The sequence below is a fragment of the Nostoc paludosum FACHB-159 genome (assembly GCF_014698835.1).
Taxonomy (GTDB): Bacteria; Cyanobacteriota; Cyanobacteriia; order Cyanobacteriales; family Nostocaceae; genus Nostoc; species Nostoc paludosum.
This window is the reverse complement of record NZ_JACJTU010000009.1, coordinates 1-18,528: the sequence shown is the minus strand read 5'-3', so window position 1 is coordinate 18,528 and position 18,528 is coordinate 1. Positions and strand designations below refer to the sequence as shown.

Below are 18,528 nucleotides of genomic sequence, written 5' to 3'. Positions count from 1 at the left end.
TAATACATCACCCAGGAAATACTTTAGATAAATCGAGAATTAAATCAGGAAAATATGGCATATGAACTGATTCATTTTGTAGATAAATAAACTTGCGACGATAACCAAATTTACCTTGTAAATCTTGATAAGGTTCGCTATAACATTCCAGATAATTATCTACTAAATTAAATATCCAATAATCAAAAATACCTGCTTCTGCATAAATATGTAGCTTTTCCTCTTGGTCATATTTTAAGGAGGAATCAGCAATTTCAATTAAAAGTAAAATATCAGATGGGCTGGGATGATTTGCTAGATAATCATCATCTCTATTTTTTGCAATTACTCTATCTGGTTCAGGCTCACTATAATTAGATAAAGTAATTGGCTGTTGTCCTCGCAAAGTTGCGCGATCGCCCACTAGCTTATATAATTCTCGCTCAAGGCGTGTTCCACAAACAGAGTGCGGTTTACCTTTTGCTGACATCTGGATTATTTCACCATTAATTAGCTCAACTCGGTCATTCTCTTTAAAGAAGCCGAGTTCCGCTAGACGGTGATATTCAGCTATTGTAAAGCGTTTAGCAGTGGTGAGGCTCATGACAACTATGAGAATGCAGAGTTATTTTTATCTTAATGTAGTTTGACAAGGAAGCAAAAAAACAATACCAACGACAAATAGGGATAAAATTTTTATCCCCTACAAAGTTGTGTATTATTTGAAGAATAGCTAGATAAAGCTATTAATTTTCGGTTAAATGACTTTCTAACAAAGATGCGATCGCCTCTGGATGAATGTTCTTGTATTTCTTTTTACCAAGTTGTAAAACACAGTTGGGAGCGCTGCTGCAACATTTTTGGCAACTGGTATGTTCGATGGTAACTTTGTCTAATAAACCGCGATCGCACAAAGTTTTTTCTAATTCTGATAATAAACCTTTACCGCCACGCTTGAGGCAACCCGACTTTTGACACACCATAATTTTGGCTTTAGGTAGCAGTGGCAAATTTTGAATTGGACAAGTACCAATTGGCGTGACTTGACAGGCTTTGATTTTAATTTTACCTGTGTGAGAGTCTAACTCACTATAAGCAAAAACGCGAATTTCTTCACCAGGAACTAACACTAAACTCAGAGAACGGCGCAACTCTTTTGGCAATTTGATTTCCATAGTTCCATCTGGAACTGCCAGTTGCAAATATTTATATTTCTTGGGTTCGGCACCAACAAAACCTAAAAACTGTCCTTCAAGTTTCAATTCTGATAACATGAAATACTTTTTACCCATGATTGATTAAAAGTAATTGGGCATTGGGCATTGGGCATGGGGCATGGGGCATTGGTTATTTCTTTCTCACTCCCTCATCTTCCCTAATCACCAGTCCCCAGCCCCCAGTCCCCAGTCCCTTTACGAAAGTCGTTTTGCTTCTACAGTTTGCGGTAAATTGGCTACATCTGGTAATTCACGAAATTCTAATTCCCAGCCATTTGCTAAGGTAAGAATTTTACCTTCATTGCCATCAGTTTGTTTGACTACTTCTTCTTCCAGGTCTTTTTTTGCAACGTAAACTACTAAAGTGCCGGCATCATTCACGCGTAGCATTACTTTCATGAGATTCCTCAACAGATTCTAGTTCTTTTTTCTTACAGCCGACGACAAACCCAGTTTCTAAGAAATGGACAGCATATATATAGGAACTCTGCAAATATGTGCCTATACTCGCTATGTAACCGATATCTCCTTTCTTCGCTAAAACTGCACCGATTTCTTGACCAGGAAAGGTACCATCGTTTTTAATTAGTTTGCGAAGTCTGACTTTTTCACCTATTTCAAAAGCAGGTGGTAAGTCTAGCTCTAATTCATCGCGTTGCATGAGAATACCTCTGTTCTCTGGCCAAATTCAACACTTCTTCTGTAGTAAGGCTACGTTTTTTCTTTACTGACTGATGGCGCACTGCGTCTAAAACTGACTGGGTTTCTTGTGAGTTTAAGAAAATTCCATGCTGTTGTAGCAAGTTTGCAACTGAATGCCGTCCAGAATGTTTACCTACTACTAAGCGGCGTTCGCAACCGACTTCTTCGGGGGCGAATGGTTCGTAGGTGAGGGGGTTTTGCAGCACGCCATGAGCGTGAATTCCCGATTCGTGGGCGAAGGTGTTTTCACCAACGATCGCTTTCCAAGGTGGAACGTCCGCGCCTGATGCAGCAGCAACTAGTTGAGACAGTCCCAACAAATGAGATGTGTCAATTCCCAAATCAACGCCGTAAATGCGTTTGATGGCCATGACAACTTCTTCAAGAGCTGCATTTCCCGCCCTTTCACCCAAGCCGTTGACTGTGGTATTCACAGATGTTGCTCCAGCTTTAATCCCAGCAAGGGCGTTGGCGGTTGCTAGACCAAAATCATTGTGGGTGTGAATTTCCAGGGGAATCGTCAAAGCCGAAACCAGATGCTTGACCTTTGTGTAGGTGCTAAAGGGGTCGAGAACTCCTACGGTGTCGCAGAAGCGGAAGCGGGATGCACCCCACTCTTGGGCCCAAAGTGCTACATCTAAAAGGAAGCTTTCATCAGCTCTAGAAGAATCTTCTCCCCCGACTGCTACCCAAAGGCCGCTATCGACTGCGAAGCTGATGGAGTCTTTGAGTTTTTGTAGGCTTACCCGCCACTGACCATGAAATTTAGTGGCAATTTGAATACCAGAGACGGGGATGGCGATATGCACTCGGTTGAGACCGCAGGCGATAGAAGCCTTAATATCTGAGATGACAGCGCGGTTCCAACCGAGGAGTTTTGCTTGCAAACCCAAGTCAGAAATTGCGGCAATCGCCTGTGTTTCTTCCCCACCCATTGCTGGTATCCCAACTTCTAATTCGGGGATACCAATGGCATCGAGAAACTTGGCGATCGCTACTTTTTCTTTTAAATTGAAAGCAACACCCGCCGCTTGTTCGCCATCACGCAATGTAGTGTCATTAATTATGATTTGATTCATTGCAAATATCCCTCTCTTGGAAGTATTCTCAATATCCTTTCTCTCTACTATTCTCAGTGATGGTAAATGCTAAAAATATCACAATACATAAACAGGATACATGATCCTCAATTATTGCTCATTTAGCAACATCACATCTGTATGACAAAGAACCAAAAATTGGTATAATTTACTAATCTTTTTTACCGAGGTCGATTGTAATTTGTTCGAGTAGCAAATAACTAATATAGCTATTAGCAAATCCGGAAAAAATTAAAAGACAGAATCCAGCAATTAATGTAGTAATCATCTCAGGAACCTCATATTTTGTATAGCATTGGTGTGTAGTTTAATCTCGGTACAAATGCGAGAATTCAAAAGTCAGGAGGCAGAAGTCAGAATAGTTAGAAAATCAAGTGTGATGACGCTGCTTAATTTTCTGACAATTATAAAATTGTCGGTCTCGAAGTCTTATAAATTCTGGATTCTGAATTCTGAATTCTTAGATACAAATTAGCTAACTTTGTTCTGCTAACCAGTCAAAAATTCGTTCTAACTGGTCTAAGTTAACTAAACCATACTGCCAGAGCAGCATCGGTAACGGGCCATTTTGGAATTCACGGTGTCGTAGCGCTACAGCAATATCCGCATTTGAAAGTTCAAGTTCATGGTGCAAAAATTTGATGAGTTGAATATCTCTGTTACGAGTTGGCATAGTTGAACTTTCAATTTCTTCAGTTGGAAAAGAATTAAAAATCAGAAATTCCTATTTTGGGCATGGGGGATGGGGCATTGGGCAAGGGGAGAAATAGAAAGTTCTTCCTCTTGATTCCTGACTCCTGAATTATCAATTGGTGAATTCCTCTCAGTTTGCAATAGAATTTGCTAGCGGACAGTAACTTCAACTTCTAAATCTCTTCAATATTTATGCATCCCTGCAAAGAGCTATGCTTGTGTGATGAATTCAAGATTAATATTGTCTAAATTAGATTTTTTAACAATATTTATGACTTAAAACTCACCACTAGATTGCCAGCAACGCTCTAGCCACTCGACTAATTCACGACGAGAAGCGAGAAATTGCATAACCGTACTCCGAATTAGAATTGCTTCTAGCAAATTGTTGATTTGCACCCGTAAAGAACCATCGGGAAGACAGGAACTCTTGATTTTTAATTCTTGCAACCGGTGATAGATTCGCCAGCGATCGCTCAAAGGAATCTGCAAAACTTGTTCGCCTAAAGTATCATTTGTCATTTGTCGTTTGTCCTTTGTCAGTTGTCTCCAATCCAAAATCTAAAATCTAAAATTGTCTGACTAATGACCAATAACTACTTAGTCCTGACTCCTGATTCCTGAGTTCTGACTTCTAAAGCTTGCAGTTGTTTTTCGAGTTGTTCGATGCGCGTGAGTAAAGAACGAATCACCGTTGCTTCTACATCAGGTAGCTTTCCATGTTCTAAAGGAGAAAGGCTAGCGCCTCGATCGCGAGAAATAATTCGACCAGGAACACCGACCACAGTACAATCGCTGGGGACATTCCGCAAAACAATGGAACCCGCGCCAATGCGAACGCGATCGCCAATTTGCAGATTACCCAAAACTTTCGCACCCGCACCCACCACAACATGTTTACCGACTGTGGGATGGCGCTTACCGCTTTCTTTACCAGTTCCGCCAAGGGTGACGCCTTGATAAATCAGCGTATAGTCTCCCACGATCGCAGTTTCGCCAATCACTACTCCCATTCCGTGGTCGATAAATACACCCTTCCCAATCTCTGCACCTGGGTGAATCTCAATTCCGGTTAAAAATCGTCCCAAGTGAGAAATTAAGCGGGGAATAAAACCCACTCCTCGACAATGTAACCAGTGAGCAACACGATGCAAACACAGTGCGTGCAATCCAGGATAGCAAAACACAACTTCTAGCCAATTGCGTGCCGCTGGGTCGCGCTCAAAGATAATGCGAAAATCACTCAATAATGGCTCAAAAAAACCTCCAGAGAGTAATGTCTTGAGCAAGGATTTCTGTTTTGAATCCTGTGTTTTCAGAGTTTGAGGATTCGTAATTCTGTCTAAGGACTGTTGCATCGCTACTGTCTATCTGGTTAAAAGAGCCATGTGCTATTTTTATGCTTATATCAGGCCACTTCCAACTCGATAGTTAACGCAATGTTGATTGGATTTATTGGATTTATTAAGGTTGTACTCAAACGCCAAAACCCCCACCTTAAATAAATTAAAAATTTCTTTTGGGGTAGGGGTACTAGTATTTAATGATAGGGGTACTGGTATTTTCAGGGCAGGGTTTAAGAATTTCTGTACTCGCTACAAGAAACTTTACCTGTAAGACTTTGCAAAGATTTATTCCAAATATTTTGCGATTTATTAAGCTGTACTCAAATGCACTCAAATATGAGTTAGATAAGGATAAAAGTGAAATTTCTGTATATCCTATTACTATTATTATCTTATTATTTGGTTTGGCAAAAAACAAGTTTCTTTATTTTCTTTTAGGATTTACTGTCTGTATATATGTATACGTTTCCAAATATTGCTATCGCTCATAAAAGATGTTTTCTTATTATATAGATGTATGGGAATAGCCAACACAAAATTTCAAAGCAGCATAATAAGTAGATATTCTCATAGCAATTGAATAATAGGGCTTCCAAATAAAAAACATTCAACTCTTCTTGTGGGAAGTGCTGAACGCGATTTTTGATGTCCTTGTAGAAGCACAGGACTTACGCTTGTGACCGAAAACCTTATTCTTGCGTAGGGGTAATTCATGTAGACGCCCAGTGGCTACTCTGCGAGAACACTAAAAGCGAACCCGCAGGGTATTACCGCTACTTTCGTTATCTTTTGCGTAAGTCCTGCAAAACTTTTCAAACACCCTCTTAATATAATTTGATTAACCTTTGCCCCTTTGAGCGAGTTAAATCGGGGAATATTAAGCTCAAAATTCTAGTGCGAATAGTTAAGTAGAACAGGGTAAAAAACCAAAATATGTAATGAAAAGCAAAGATGCCCAAAAAGCTCTTCCCTTCTGCCTTCTGCCTTGTCATAACGACAATTTTCAACACCGACCTACTTACACCTGTCTTGAGGTTGGTGAATTTAAGAAACCACTACTAATGAAATATGAGAAGTATTTCTCTAGGAGTTTAACATCCATTGATGGACAAACAATTGCAGAATCCGCCAATCCATCGAGGGTATTCTGATAGTCATAATCAACTGTATTTTGATACAACTCCATGATTGTCAAAGAATTTTGGTAGACTTTTTCAGACATCATCGGTAAGAGGGGATGTAAAACATTTTCCTGAGAGTGCCTGAAATTTGCAATTAGCTCATCTTTCCACTGAGTATATGGTAACTTCTTGAGTTGGTAACCATAAGAACAAATAAATTCAAAAAGCTCGATGATGCTAATATTTTGGTCTGGCGGAGGTACTATATGGAAAGCTTTTCCTAGAGATTCTTGCTTTTTGGATAAATGGACAATTGCTCTGCTGGCGTAATCCACAGGAATCAATTCTTCTTTTTGATCTATGAGTTCTGGATAACTACCAAGCTGTATGCATCCTTTAATAACTCTAGGCACATAAGCATCTTTTGTATGAGCAATGCCGGTATCGCTATGTCCCATGAGAAATCCTGTTCTGTAGATGCTAACAGGTATTCCCCTAGACTTGGCAACCCATACAAGATTTTCGGCTACCCATTTGGTTTGAGCATAGCCAAGATCCAGAGCAACATAGTCTTTACAAGACTCGATGTCGTCATTTTCGTAAACTACTTTTTGTCCTGTAAAATGGCTGATTGCACCAAAAACAGCAATGGTAGAAATGTAATGCATTGGTTTGACTTTGCCCATACAAGCTAATCTGAGAACTTCTTGAGTTCCAAGGACATTAGATGGCTTGATTACAGAGTATGGTTTAGCAAAATTGACTTGGGCAGCACTGTGATAAAGTTCCTCTGAACTCAGTTGCAGCAATGTTGTTCGCAGCAATAGACCTTGAGCTAAATCGAAAGGACGTTGGGCTTCTTCAAGGACGATGTGCTGGACTTGAGATTCCTGCTCATCTGAAGACAGCCCTTGGAGATTCACCACTAAGAGGTTGTTTGAAAAGTCCTTTCGTCGGTAGCAAAACGTTATTGATCCCCCCAACCCCCCTTAAGAAGGGGGGCTTTAATTCCAGTTCCCCCCTTTTTAAGGGGGGTTAGGGGGGATCGATAAGTGCCTAAAATCACAGCGAAATACTTTTCAAACATCCTCTAAGAGTTTGATGGGAAAAGTTGAGTGGATGACCTGTATGGGTTGTCCGTTCAGACTGGAATAGGTAGTTCGTAGGACTTGATGACGCTTGATAATTTCATTCAAGCTCTGTTCTAATATTGTGGGGTTGAGTACACCTCTGATACGAAAGGCTTCGGGAACATTGTAAAAAGTATGGTTGGGCACTAACTGATCAAGAAACCACAACCGTTCTTGCCCAAAGGAAAGCGGTAAATTCTGATGGCTACGTCCGCCGCCACCGCGCTCAATCGATTGTATAGGGACAACAGAGTATCCTTTGTCTTCCTGTTGTGCTTGGATAATGCTTTGGGCTATTTCAGCGATGGTAGCCGCTTCAAAGAAATGCCGTATTGGCAAATCAACTTGAAAGATATCGCGGATGCGGCAGAGAATCTGAAAGGCTAGTAAGGAATGTCCTCCCAACCCTAAGAAATTGTCATCAACACCAATGTTTTTTAGACCCAATACTGTAGACCAAATTTCTGCTAATCGTTCCTCAATAAGGGTACGAGGAGCAATAAATTTCTCATTTGCATTCAAACTTTGAGTGGGTGCTGGAAGTGCTTTGCGATCGACTTTTCCGTTAGCGAGTATGATGACTCTCGATTTGCCCATTTTTGAGGATTTAGGACAAAAATTATACCTAAAGGTAGATTCAGTAGACTGACAAGTTTTCCGATAGGCGCTAAAATAAATCAAAAATCTGGATACCCACACAAATGAGTAAACAAGTGAAGCGATGTCTGTCTTGAAAAGTGACACTCCTGGGTCGCTAACGGTGCGCGATCGGATCGGCAAAAGCCGCCACTCCGACGCCAGTTGCTTTCCGACGCAAGGCGACAAGATCGCACTGGCTCGACTTTTAGCTACGACGGGCTACGCCTACGCAACTCTTTATTATTAGTTAATCATCTATTAACCTTTTTCTGGGTGCAGAGAATGGGCTTCTATGTCATCCTAGTAAACGAGAGTTAATTCGGTGAGTATTTTTGTTTTTAGTATTGACAGGTTTTTCCCTTTTGGTATTTACAGACTTTTCTCCGAAATTTAAATCTCTACACATTTATGATTTTGGAGATAATCAATGTCAATTTATGTAGGCAACCTCTCTTACCAAGTTACGGAAGATGATATTAAAGGTGTTTTTGCTGAATATGGTACGGTCAAGCGCGTTCAACTACCTACAGACCGGGAAACGGGTCGTCTGCGCGGCTTCGCTTTCGTGGAAATGGGAACAGAGGCAGAAGAAGCTGCTGCCATATCCGCTCTTGATGGTGCTGAATGGATGGGCCGTGACCTGAAAGTTAACAAAGCCAAGCCCAGAGAAGACAGAGGCCCGTCTGGTGGCAATCGGGGAGGATACGGTGGTGGTGGTGGACGTAACCGCTACTAAGTTTTGTAACCGGAAAGAAAGAGAGAGCGAATTTTTAGTCCATTGATAAATTCAATTAAGTAGGAGAAATCATGACCCAAATAATAGTGGGTGAAAATGAACACCTTGAGTCAGCCTTACGCAGATTTAAGCGAGAAGTTTCCAAGGCGGGGATTTTTCAAGATATGAGGAAACATCGTCACTTTGAAACGCCGATTGAAAAATCCAAGCGCAAAAAACTTGCCTTACAAAAGCAGGGTAAAAGACGTTTCCGCACTTGAGAACTGACAGAGAGATATAGGACTTAATATCAGGTTCGGTTGAACACTTGTAATTAGGGCTGACGCAAAGACACGAAGAATTTGGAATTATAAGTAATTAGGCGAACTTGATATTAAGCAGCAATACGAAAAATCAAGGGTTTGGACAGGGGGTATAGGGTGTAGGTGACCAAAACCCTTACGCCCGCAAAGTCCTAGACCCTTACACCCAGTCTCAACAGACAACCTTTAAGCGTAAGTCCTGATATAAATAAATGCCTTCATAGTTTTTATAAAATTTAGCCACAGTCAGTAGATCGAAAACTTTTGTAAGTTGACGAAATAATCAGGGTTTCAGCCGACGTTTTGGTGCTGACGATCGCGATTGCTTGCACTGTACTCTTAACCCAGTGACAAAGCCCTTTCCTTGAAAAGTAGATTCAGACAGGATTCGGCAGATTGTGTTCCTAAACTCAAACGAACGCCTGGTAAAGGTTCTGGAAAACTTTTCGGTCTACTGACAGTAAGAACAAACTAAGTAATTGTAGTTCTTACAGCTCTACGGTACTTGTGATGCTAAATTAACAGTCTGCAAGAGGGAACAGGGAACAGATAAAAAAGGCAATATTAAGAAATTAATGTCAAAAAATCAGCACGATTACCCTTGCATAACAAGCTTTTTTGGATTTTTCATGGCGATTTTACCATAATAGGTACTGAAGAAACGTTCTTAGATCGTGTTCGGGTAATTAGTTATGATTTTGGTAATCATTAGACCCCACCCCTTAATCCCCTAAGAGCAAGCGGCTACGGTGTACACACAAGTCGGAAAAACCCAATCTATAAAAGATTCGAGGAAAGGTAGGGTGCTTTATGGACGGCAGTCCTAACGCACCGTAAATCTTTGGCGGTGCCGTACCCTCTGGCGTAATACACCCTACAACACCCTTAGAAGAGTTGAAACCCATGCTGGCTATACTTATGTTTACACGGTAGCCCCGCAAGATCTTAGGGGAGACAAAGCATCGGTTTGGCTGTTTGGGGTTCTTCGGGTTTAGTAAGTAATTAACCGGACATGATATTACTGGCTTCAAAGCTATATATCAAAAATTATACAAGCTATTATCTGGCAGCATTATTGCCTAGTCGTGGCTAACTAATTATGTAAACAATTTACGGAATGTTTAGTCTGCCAAATTCTTGGGAAATATTAAATTTGTAAGCTTGTTCTAGACATTTTAACTTCAGACCATGACATTGGCAGCAATTCCCTACTCGAATCCATTGCCCCATCTCCCCGGTTATACCATTGTTGAGCAACTCTATGCAGGTTCTCAGACAATAGTTTATCGAGCAGTGCAGGAGTCAAGTCAGCGTCCAGTAGTGGTTAAACTGTTACAGCAAGATTACCCCACGTTTAGCGAATTATTACAGTTTCGTAACCAGTATACAATTACCAAAAATCTCAACATTCCTGGCATAACCCATCCCTACAGCCTAGAAGCCTACGGTAACAGCTATGCTTTGGTGATGGAAGACTTTGGCGGCATTTCCCTACGGAGTTATACCCAAAATTATTCCCTGTCTTTACCGGAAATCTTAGAAATTGCCCGACAGATTGCCGATATTCTTCATGATGTCTGCCAGCATCGAGTCATCCACAAAGATATCAAACCCGCCAACATTCTGATTCATCCAGAATCGCAACAAGTTAAACTGATTGACTTCAGCATCGCCTCCCTTCTCCCTCGCGAAACCCAGGAAATCCAAAGTCCCAATGTGTTGGAAGGAACCCTTGCCTATCTTTCCCCAGAGCAAACCGGGCGAATGAATCGCGGCATTGATTACCGCAGTGATTTCTATGCTTTAGGGGCGACATTGTATGAACTTTTGACTGGAAAATTACCGTTTCAGTCCAATGACCCGATGGAGTTAGTACACTGTCATTTAGCTAAGCTCCCACTCGCCCCACACAGCATTAATCCAGAAATTCCGGCGATCGTCTCAGAGATAGTATTGAAGTTGATGGCGAAAAATGCCGAAGATCGGTATCAGAGCGCTTTGGGTTTGAAGTATGACTTAGAATGCTGTCTCAATCAATGGAAAGCAACGGGTAGAATAGAAGCCTTTGCCCCGGGACAACGGGATGTGTGCGATCGCTTCATTATCCCCCAAAAACTTTACGGGCGAGAAACAGAAGTTGCAACCTTGCTCAAAGCTTTTGAGCGCGTTGCTAATGGCAGTTCAGAAATGATGCTAGTGGTAGGATTTTCCGGGATTGGTAAAACTGCGGCGATTAATGAAGTCCATAAGCCAATTGTCAGACAACGCGGTTACTTCATCAAAGGCAAGTACGATCAGTTCCAGCGTAATATGCCATTCAGTGCCTTTATGCAAGCTTTTCGTGATTTGATGGGACAACTGCTGAGTGAGAGTAATGTCCAATTGGCAGCGTGGAAAGCGAAAATTTTGGCAGCTGTGGGTGAAAATGGACAAGCCATTATTGATGTGATTCCTGAACTAGAGCTAATTATCGGTCAACAGCCGCCACTGGCCGAACTATCTGGTAGTGCTACCCAAAATCGTTTCAATTTGCTCTTTCAGAAATTTATCCAGGTTTTCACCACCGCTGAGCATCCCTTGGTGATGTTTCTAGATGACTTGCAATGGGCAGATTCGGCTTCTCTGAATTTGTTGCAATTATTGATGAGTGAAGCTAGTTCTGGATATTTACTCATTCTGGGCGCCTATCGAGATAATGAAGTTTTTCCGACTCATCCCTTGATACTGACGCTGGAGCAGATTCAGCAAAGCCAAGCTACCGTCAATACCATCGCCCTGGAACCCTTGGTGGAAATAACAGTGAATCAGTTGGTGGCAGACACCTTAAGTTGTCCCCATGAACTGGTTCGACCCCTGACGCAATTGGTATATCAGAAAACTAAAGGGAATCCGTTTTTTACAACGCAGTTTCTCAAAGCACTGCACGAGGAGGGTTGTATTCAGTTCCAGCCAGAACTGGGTTACTGGCAATGTGACCTGGCTTCGGTGCGGCAGTTGGCATTGACCGATGGAGTGGTAGAGTTCATGGCATTACAGTTGCAGAAACTTCCGGTGGAGACACAGGAGGTTTTGAAACTGGCGGCTTGTATTGGCAACCAATTTGATTTGAATACCTTGGCAATGGTCTCTGAAAAATCAGCTATTGATACGGCCACCAGCCTATGGGCGGCGTTACAAGAAGGGCTGATTCTCCCCATTAGCGAAACCTATAAGTTTTTCCAATCAAATAACTCAGACCACATCGATCGCAGTGGTGAGATTGCCGTTCCTTATAAATTCTTACACGATCGTGTGCAACAAGCTGCCTACGGTCTGATTCCAGAAGAGCGAAAACAGTCTATCCACTTCAAAATCGGGCAACAACTGTGGGCAAATACGCCTGAAGCAGAACGGGAAGGGAAAATTTTTGAAATTGTCAATCAATTGAATTACGGTCTGAGATTGACGACTCAAAAAACTTCTCCGGAATTGTTGAATGCACAAAATGGTGACGAAATCTCCAGGCTGCAAGAATTGGATTCAGATCGACGCAATGAACTGGCTCAGCTGAACCTGCAAGCAGGACAAAAAGCCAAGGCAGCAACCGCCTATGAAACGGCAAGTAAATACTTCACAGCAGGGCTAGCAGTGCTCCCAGAAAACGCTTGGGAACATGATTACGACCTGACCCTTGCCCTGTATACAGAAGCGGCTGAAATTGAGTACCTGAGTGCCCATTTCGAGCAGGCAGAACGGCTTTCAGAAGTTGTGCTTCAGCACGCCCAGGATTTGTTGCAAAAGGTCAAAATGTATGAAATCAGAATTTATTTCTACATTGCTCAGAATCAAATGCTGGCAGCGATCGATACTTCTCTACAAGTGCTGGAGTTCTTGGGCGAACCGCTGTTTAAAGAACCTCCACTGGAGTTAGCGATCGAGGATTTAATTAACCTGCCAGAGATGCTCGATCCCCACAAGTTAGCAGCCATGCGAATTACGATCGCAATGGTCACTCCCAGCCTAAACGCTAAACCAGATCTGTTACCACTGATTGCTTACACACTAGTAAACCTATCGATTCAATTTGGCAACTCGGCATTTTCGGCATTTGGCTATACTTTTTATGGTATGGTTTTATGTGCTAGTCCAACCGGAATTGAAAGAGGCTATCGGTTTGGACAATTAGGATTAAAATTGCTGGAGCGCTTCAACGCCAGAAAACTACATGCTAAAGTGATTAACATTTTTGATGTGTTTGTGCGGCACTGGCGGGAACCCGCTCACAAAAGCATCGCTCCCCTATGTGAAGCTATTCAGGTTGGATTAGAAACGGGTGATGTAGAGTATGCCTGCTACAACGCCGCCTCCTACTGCAACTATCTTTTTTTAGTTGGTGAAGGACTAGAGCAGGTAAATCAGCAACAGCAAAAATACATCGATCTGTTGTTAAAATTCAAACAAGAGTATCAAATTTACTTCGGACAGATTTGTCGTCAACTCGTGTTGAATTTGATGGGATCGGCAGAAGATTCCCTAATACTCGTTGGGGAGTGTTTCGACGAGTTCAAAATACTGCCGATTTTAATCGAAACTCAAAACGGAACTCTCCTGTTCCTGCTCCATCTGGCAAAGACCATTCTTCTGTTCATCTTTAAGGACTATCAGCAGGCGCTCATCCATGCTCAAGAAGCCGAAAAATATCAGGGAAACATGGTTGGCTTTTTGCAGTTTGCAGAACATAATTTCTACTACTCCCTCGCTCTTTTGGCTACCTGTTCAAATGGCAATGAAGCACAGCAGCAATCGGCACTAGAAAAAGTTGCAGAAAACCAGAAATTGATGAGTCAGTGGGCGTTCCACGCTCCCGCCAACCATCAGCACAAATACGATTTAGTTGAAGCGGAGCGGGCGAGAATTTTGGGTTATGTAGACGCAATGATCTACTATGACAAAGCCATTCAGGCAGCAAAAGAAAACGGCTATATCCAAGAACAAGCACTCAGCGATGAACTGGCCGCCAAATTCTACCTTGGTTGGGGCGAACAGAAGGTGGCCGCAGACTATATACAACAAGCCTATTACTGCTACGCCCATTGGGGTGCAAAGGCGAAAGTTGCCCATTTAGAACAAGAATATCCGCAACTACTAACAACCGTTCTCGAACCGGCTAATCTTGCCATCACATCTGCGACAACTATCCCCTCAACTTTGATGAAAGGTGTAACTAAAAGCTCTAGCAACCAAAATTTATACTTAGATTTGCAAGCGGTGATGAAAGCCGCACAAGCCATCTCTCAAGAAATTGAATTAGAGAAATTGTTGGCAAGCTTGATGCAGATTACGATCGCCAATGCTGGCGCGCAAATCGGTCATTTAGTTCTTCGCCAAGAGGAACAATGGTTAGTTGTAGCTCAAGCCGATGAACAATTGGTAACAACCTTAGAAATTCCCCTGGAGCAATACTCAGAAATTCCCCAAAGTTTGATTTATGGAGTAGCCAGAACTCAAGAGACGGCTGTGTTTGAAGACTTGAGTACAGCGGTGCAATTTGCTAGCGATCGCTACATTATCACTCACCAGCCCAAATCAGTTTTATGTACTCCCATTAGTCGCCAAGGAAAACTCATCGGTATTTTGTACCTAGAGAACGACTTAACTTTAGGCGCTTTTACTAGCGATCGCATCGAGATTCTCCAACTCCTCACTAGCCAAGCCGCCATCTCTGTAGAAAATGCCCGTCTGTATCAACAAACCCAAAACTATTCTCAGACTCTAAAAGCAGAGGTAGAACATAAAACCCAAGCTCTCAACCAAAAAGCTGAAGATTTAGAGCAAACCTTGAAAAAATTGCAGCAAACTCAAGGGCAATTAATACACAGTGAAAAAATGTCATCCCTTGGTCAATTGGTAGCTGGTATTGCTCACGAAATTAACAATCCGGTTAATTTTATCAAGGGTAATCTCATCCATACGGAAAATTATGTCGCAGACATGATGAGTTTGCTGATGCTTTATGAGCGGGAATATCCCCAAGCTAGTCAAGCTATTCAAGATAAGCGCCAAGAAATTGACCTTGATTTTCTGTTTGAGGATGCCAATCAAATCCTAGAATCTATGAAAGTTGGTAGTCATCGTATCAGCCAAATTGTCCAGAGTTTACGGAACTTTGTTCGCTTAGATGAAGCCGAAATCAAAGCTGTAGATTTACACGGTGGTATTGAAAGCACACTGTTAATTTTGCAACATCGCCTGCCAGCTTTTGAAAATCAACCCGAAGTGCGCGTCATCAAAGAGTATGGCAATCTACCTCTAGTGACTTGCTATCCTAGTCAGTTAAATCAAGTCTTCCTGAATATTATTAACAATGCCATTGATGCGATTCGAGATAATCCCCGCAGCAAACAGCCAGAAATTCGGATTCGTACCGAAATGATAGATAGTGAATGGTTACGAATAGCGATCGCCAATACAGATAGTACCATTCCTGTGGGTCTACAAGAGAGGATTTTTGAACCGTTTTTCACCACAAAACCCGTTGGTCGCGGTCAAGGTTTGGGGTTATTTGTCTGCTATTCCATTATCCAACAACATCGCGGCACTTTAACTGTGCGTTCTCAGCCCAGCGAAGGAACTGAATTTGAGATTGTTCTTCCTATCTGTTGAACAATTCTCATTAGATGCTGTCCAGTGACTTATTATTTGTCGGTGTGCCAAATTAATGTCATCGAGGGTATGAAGCTTGAACTCAAAGAACGTTAAGCTTAAAAGTAGCACAGGGAAGTTACAAGCTCTATCAACACAAATTGTTGCATTATGACACGAATTTGTCTCAACGCCATTTAATTTGCCACTGTACAATTGTGCTTGTTCATTGGTTAGGCTTATTGTCTGTTCCTCAATTCTGACATAGATAATAGTAAGCCTTTCTTTTGTGGTTTCAACTGTTAATAGTAAATTTTCTTAGGCATAGCCCCTGTTTACATTTTCACTCCTCTAATTAACCACTACTCTATGCAACTTCCAAGATTTTCCTAGCGTCTTAGGCTCCGGTAGAGGTTCGCCATCAGCTAAAGATGATTCAATCAACATTTCTAAAACTTCCTGAGCATTTTTCAAAGCTTCTTCATAAGTCTCTCCGTGAGTGTGACAAAATTCTCCCCATTCAGGAAGACTAACAACAAAACACTCATCTTCATCAGACCACTGAATAATTATCGTGTAATGAGAATTCATTCTTTTTCTTTCTCTTGAGCATTTTTAATTTCTTCTAACCTTTGAAGTGCATTATTAACATCTTTCTCTTGGTAAGGTTTAGCAAGCATTTCTAAAACTTCTTTAGCATTTTTAAGAGCATCTTCGTAAGTCTCTCCGTGAGTGCAAGGCTGCATTATATTAGTAAACTCAGGTAGCAGAACCACATAACAATTATTTTCTTCTGACCACTGAATGACGATTGTATATTTCATATTTATTGATAAGCTTCTCGTCGATGAGCGATTAGAAATCGCGGCTACACAAACCAAGTCCGCCTGCGCGGACTCAAAGAATTTGAAACCCACGGAGGCGGTCACTGAGCTTGTCGAAGTGTGGGTTTTGTCTGTATAGCCGCGAATTCCATTCGCCAGGACTTCTATACATCTGTATTGTTCCTATTTTCACCACTCTTTTACTTCTCTAATTGTGCCAACTTCTTCTGAGCAAATTCCCGCACTTTTTTATCTGGGTCATTCTCTGCTCTATCGCGCAACAGTGGTAAAGTCTGGTCATGCTGAGGAAATTGCTTGATAATTATCTCCAGTGCAATGCGCCGAGGGTTAGTGTTACTGCTTTGCTTACGCTCAAAAGGGTCACGGAAAGCGCAATTGTAGTAGGTGTCAAATAATTCAGGTTGATATCTGAAATGCTTGGCTAATACTTGGATAGCTGCACATCGCACATCCGAATCATCATGTGTGGTTTGGTCTTTAAGGATTGTGCAGGTATTGGGGTCATCTGGAAAATTGCTGGCTAATGTTTCAATGGCTGCAAGTAGTATATCCTCATTTTTATCATCAGTGGCGCAGTCTTGGAGGATTGTGCCAGTATTGGCGTCATCTGAAAAATTGCTGGCTAATGCTTGAATGGCTGCAAGTCGTACATCTTCATTTTTATCATCAGTAGCGCAGTCTTGAAGAATTGTGCAAGTATTGGCGTCATATTTGAAACTCCTAGCTAATGTTTGGATGGCTGCAAGTCGTATATTTTTAGATTTATCAGCAGTGGCGCAGTTTTGGAGGATTGTGCAAGTATTTGGGTCATATTTGAAATTCTTAGCTAATGCTTGAATGGCTGCAAGTCGCACATTTCCAGATTTATCAGCAGTGGCGCGGTCTTGGAGGGTTGTGCAAGTATTTGGGTCATATTTGAAATTTCTAGCTAATGCTTGAATCGCCGCAAGTCGCACATCCTCATTTTTATCATCAGTAGCACAGTATTGGAGGATTGTGCCAGTATTGGCGTCATCTGGAAAATTGCTAGCTAATGTTTCAATAGCTGCACGTCGTACATCGGAATTATAGTCACCAATAGCACGGTCTTGGAGAATGGTATGGGTGTCCGGGTCATTTGGAAAATTCCTAGTTAATCCTTGAATGGCTGCAAGTCGCACATTTCCAGATTTATCAGCATAAACATGAGCTTTAAGGATTGTGCAGGTATTGGGGTCGTCTGGAAAATTCCTAGCTAATGCTCGTATTGCTGCACATCGCACATCAGAATTATCAGCAGTGGTGCAATCTAGAAAAAAGGTTTGAGTATCAGGATCATTTGGGAAATTCCTAGCCAATGCCACAATGGCTGCACGTTGCACATTTTCAGATTTATCAGCTGTGGCGCGGTCTTGAAAGATGGTGCGGGTATCTGGGTCATCTTTAAAATTCTTGGCTAATGCTTGGATGGCTGAACGTCGAACATTTCCAGATTTATCAGCAGTGGCAAGGTCTTTAAGCCAGTGAAATGTATCACGATTATCTTTCCAAATTGCGCCGACTGTTGCAACCGCTTGAGTACGAATTTCCTGAACTAGCTTAGTTTCTTCTTCATCTTGATAGGGAACGTAATAATACCAGAGGTCATATTTAGTTAAATCTTTAAACTTGTCAAGTAATTTATTTGCCGTTGACGCAATCACTGAGCGATTTCTCACCTCTACAAGGCACTTAGCCGCTAAAAATAGATTGACAAACTTTTCTTCTTCGCCATCTTGCGCCATTAAATACTCAATAATTTCACCAACAAATCTTGGCTCAATCATTCCGGCAATTAACAGCAAAACTTCATGCCAAGCTTCATCCTGCCAGTGTTTGCCAAAAACTTCATTCTTAAGTTCCTCAATACTTAGCGTTTGCGTTTCTTTAAACTGCCAGACAAACTCCCAAGCACAGAAATATTCTAAAAATGTCCGATGCACAAAAGCATAATAATCCGCACCCAGAAAACGTAAGGATTCAGGTCTAATATTGAGGAAGTAAAGAAGGGCGAGACAGAGAATTATCAGAATCAGCAATTAGAGCCTGTGCAAAAAAATCAATAACAGACCTACCTTG

Annotated in this window: 16 protein-coding genes; 3 read left to right on the top strand and 13 right to left on the bottom strand. The window is 41.7% G+C overall.

Annotation, left to right across the window (positions count from 1 at the left end):
* Positions 1 to 7 precede the first annotated feature (7 nt).
* From H6H03_RS11130 to H6H03_RS11085, 10 genes are all read right to left on the bottom strand, one after another.
* Positions 8 to 583 (bottom strand): Uma2 family endonuclease, encoded by a 576-nt coding sequence (locus tag H6H03_RS11130; RefSeq protein WP_190955199.1) that lies wholly within the window; start codon positions 581 to 583, stop codon positions 8 to 10.
* Positions 584 to 725: 142 nt separating this feature from the next.
* On the bottom strand, positions 726 to 1,271 hold the full coding sequence (locus H6H03_RS11125; protein WP_190955198.1) for a (2Fe-2S) ferredoxin domain-containing protein: 546 nt from the start codon (positions 1,269 to 1,271) through the stop codon (positions 726 to 728).
* Between the two features lie 120 nt (positions 1,272 to 1,391).
* Positions 1,392 to 1,595 carry a putative nitrogen fixation protein NifT gene (nifT, locus tag H6H03_RS11120; protein WP_073639543.1) on the bottom strand — a complete coding sequence of 68 codons (204 nt, stop codon included), beginning with the start codon at positions 1,593 to 1,595 and terminating at the stop codon, positions 1,392 to 1,394.
* Positions 1,570 to 1,857, bottom strand: coding sequence for a nitrogen fixation protein NifZ (locus H6H03_RS11115; protein ID WP_190955197.1), 288 nt, complete (start codon positions 1,855 to 1,857; stop codon positions 1,570 to 1,572). The genes nifT and H6H03_RS11115 overlap by 26 nt, the downstream gene beginning before the upstream one ends.
* A complete protein-coding gene (gene nifV, locus H6H03_RS11110) occupies positions 1,844 to 2,977 on the bottom strand; it encodes a homocitrate synthase (RefSeq protein WP_190955196.1) in 1,134 nt (377 codons plus the stop codon). Before nifV ends, H6H03_RS11115 begins: the two co-directional genes overlap by 14 nt.
* 496 nt (positions 2,978 to 3,473) lie before the next feature.
* The gene (locus H6H03_RS11105; RefSeq protein WP_190955195.1) at positions 3,474 to 3,671 is read right to left on the bottom strand and encodes a DUF2949 domain-containing protein; all 198 of its coding nucleotides are present in this window, start codon (positions 3,669 to 3,671) and stop codon (positions 3,474 to 3,476) included.
* A gap of 296 nt (positions 3,672 to 3,967) precedes the next feature.
* Complete coding sequence (locus tag H6H03_RS11100) at positions 3,968 to 4,213, bottom strand: Asr1405/Asl0597 family protein (RefSeq protein WP_190955194.1); 246 nt, start codon at positions 4,211 to 4,213, stop codon at positions 3,968 to 3,970.
* A gap of 74 nt (positions 4,214 to 4,287) precedes the next feature.
* Complete coding sequence (gene cysE / locus H6H03_RS11095; protein ID WP_190955193.1) at positions 4,288 to 5,049, bottom strand: serine O-acetyltransferase; 762 nt, start codon at positions 5,047 to 5,049, stop codon at positions 4,288 to 4,290.
* 1,006 nt (positions 5,050 to 6,055) lie between these two features.
* The gene (locus H6H03_RS11090; RefSeq protein WP_190955192.1) at positions 6,056 to 7,084 is read right to left on the bottom strand and encodes a thioester reductase domain-containing protein; all 1,029 of its coding nucleotides are present in this window, start codon (positions 7,082 to 7,084) and stop codon (positions 6,056 to 6,058) included.
* A 153-nt stretch (positions 7,085 to 7,237) separates the two neighbouring features.
* Entirely contained in the window at positions 7,238 to 7,885 is a 648-nt protein-coding gene (locus H6H03_RS11085) for a condensation domain-containing protein (RefSeq protein ID WP_190955191.1), read from the bottom strand.
* 469 nt (positions 7,886 to 8,354) lie between these two features.
* Here H6H03_RS11085 and H6H03_RS11080 point away from each other — a divergent pair, with 469 nt between their 5' ends.
* From H6H03_RS11080 to H6H03_RS11070, 3 genes are all read left to right on the top strand, one after another.
* On the top strand, positions 8,355 to 8,663 hold the full coding sequence (locus tag H6H03_RS11080; RefSeq protein WP_190955190.1) for an RNA recognition motif domain-containing protein: 309 nt from the start codon (positions 8,355 to 8,357) through the stop codon (positions 8,661 to 8,663).
* Between the two features lie 71 nt (positions 8,664 to 8,734).
* A complete protein-coding gene (rpsU, locus tag H6H03_RS11075; RefSeq protein ID WP_015115835.1) occupies positions 8,735 to 8,923 on the top strand; it encodes a 30S ribosomal protein S21 in 189 nt (62 codons plus the stop codon).
* A 1,230-nt stretch (positions 8,924 to 10,153) separates the two neighbouring features.
* Positions 10,154 to 15,607, top strand: a complete 5,454-nt coding sequence (locus H6H03_RS11070; protein WP_190955189.1) for a trifunctional serine/threonine-protein kinase/ATP-binding protein/sensor histidine kinase — start codon at positions 10,154 to 10,156, stop codon at positions 15,605 to 15,607.
* Between the two features lie 330 nt (positions 15,608 to 15,937).
* Here H6H03_RS11070 and H6H03_RS11065 read toward each other — a convergent pair whose 3' ends face one another.
* The 3 genes from H6H03_RS11065 to H6H03_RS11055 form a co-directional block, all read right to left on the bottom strand.
* Positions 15,938 to 16,177 carry a type II toxin-antitoxin system HicB family antitoxin gene (locus H6H03_RS11065; protein WP_190955188.1) on the bottom strand — a complete coding sequence of 80 codons (240 nt, stop codon included), beginning with the start codon at positions 16,175 to 16,177 and terminating at the stop codon, positions 15,938 to 15,940.
* On the bottom strand, positions 16,174 to 16,410 hold the full coding sequence (locus H6H03_RS40255) for a type II toxin-antitoxin system HicB family antitoxin (RefSeq protein WP_242057826.1): 237 nt from the start codon (positions 16,408 to 16,410) through the stop codon (positions 16,174 to 16,176). The genes H6H03_RS11065 and H6H03_RS40255 overlap by 4 nt, the downstream gene beginning before the upstream one ends.
* A gap of 200 nt (positions 16,411 to 16,610) precedes the next feature.
* Positions 16,611 to 18,392: a HEAT repeat domain-containing protein gene (locus tag H6H03_RS11055; RefSeq protein WP_190955187.1), complete on the bottom strand. Its 1,782-nt coding sequence runs from the start codon at positions 18,390 to 18,392 to the stop codon at positions 16,611 to 16,613.
* Between the last annotated feature and the right edge of the window lie 136 nt (positions 18,393 to 18,528).

Bases quoted from the DNA above. Each gene is read 5' to 3' on its own strand.
- nifV (WP_190955196.1), bottom strand. From the start codon at position 2,977: ATGAATCAAATCATAATTAATGACACTACATTGCGTGATGGCGAACAA.
- cysE (WP_190955193.1), bottom strand. From the start codon at position 5,049: ATGCAACAGTCCTTAGACAGAATTACGAATCCTCAAACTCTGAAAACA.
- H6H03_RS11065 (WP_190955188.1), bottom strand. From the start codon at position 16,177: ATGAATTCTCATTACACGATAATTATTCAGTGGTCTGATGAAGATGAG.
- H6H03_RS11100 (WP_190955194.1), bottom strand. From the start codon at position 4,213: ATGACAAATGATACTTTAGGCGAACAAGTTTTGCAGATTCCTTTGAGC.
- H6H03_RS11085 (WP_190955191.1), bottom strand. From the start codon at position 7,885: ATGGGCAAATCGAGAGTCATCATACTCGCTAACGGAAAAGTCGATCGC.
- H6H03_RS11130 (WP_190955199.1), bottom strand. From the start codon at position 583: ATGAGCCTCACCACTGCTAAACGCTTTACAATAGCTGAATATCACCGT.
- nifT (WP_073639543.1), bottom strand. From the start codon at position 1,595: ATGAAAGTAATGCTACGCGTGAATGATGCCGGCACTTTAGTAGTTTAC.
- H6H03_RS40255 (WP_242057826.1), bottom strand. From the start codon at position 16,410: ATGAAATATACAATCGTCATTCAGTGGTCAGAAGAAAATAATTGTTAT.
- H6H03_RS11115 (WP_190955197.1), bottom strand. From the start codon at position 1,857: ATGCAACGCGATGAATTAGAGCTAGACTTACCACCTGCTTTTGAAATA.
- rpsU (WP_015115835.1), top strand. From the start codon at position 8,735: ATGACCCAAATAATAGTGGGTGAAAATGAACACCTTGAGTCAGCCTTA.
- H6H03_RS11070 (WP_190955189.1), top strand. From the start codon at position 10,154: ATGACATTGGCAGCAATTCCCTACTCGAATCCATTGCCCCATCTCCCC.
- H6H03_RS11105 (WP_190955195.1), bottom strand. From the start codon at position 3,671: ATGCCAACTCGTAACAGAGATATTCAACTCATCAAATTTTTGCACCAT.
- H6H03_RS11125 (WP_190955198.1), bottom strand. From the start codon at position 1,271: ATGGGTAAAAAGTATTTCATGTTATCAGAATTGAAACTTGAAGGACAG.
- H6H03_RS11080 (WP_190955190.1), top strand. From the start codon at position 8,355: ATGTCAATTTATGTAGGCAACCTCTCTTACCAAGTTACGGAAGATGAT.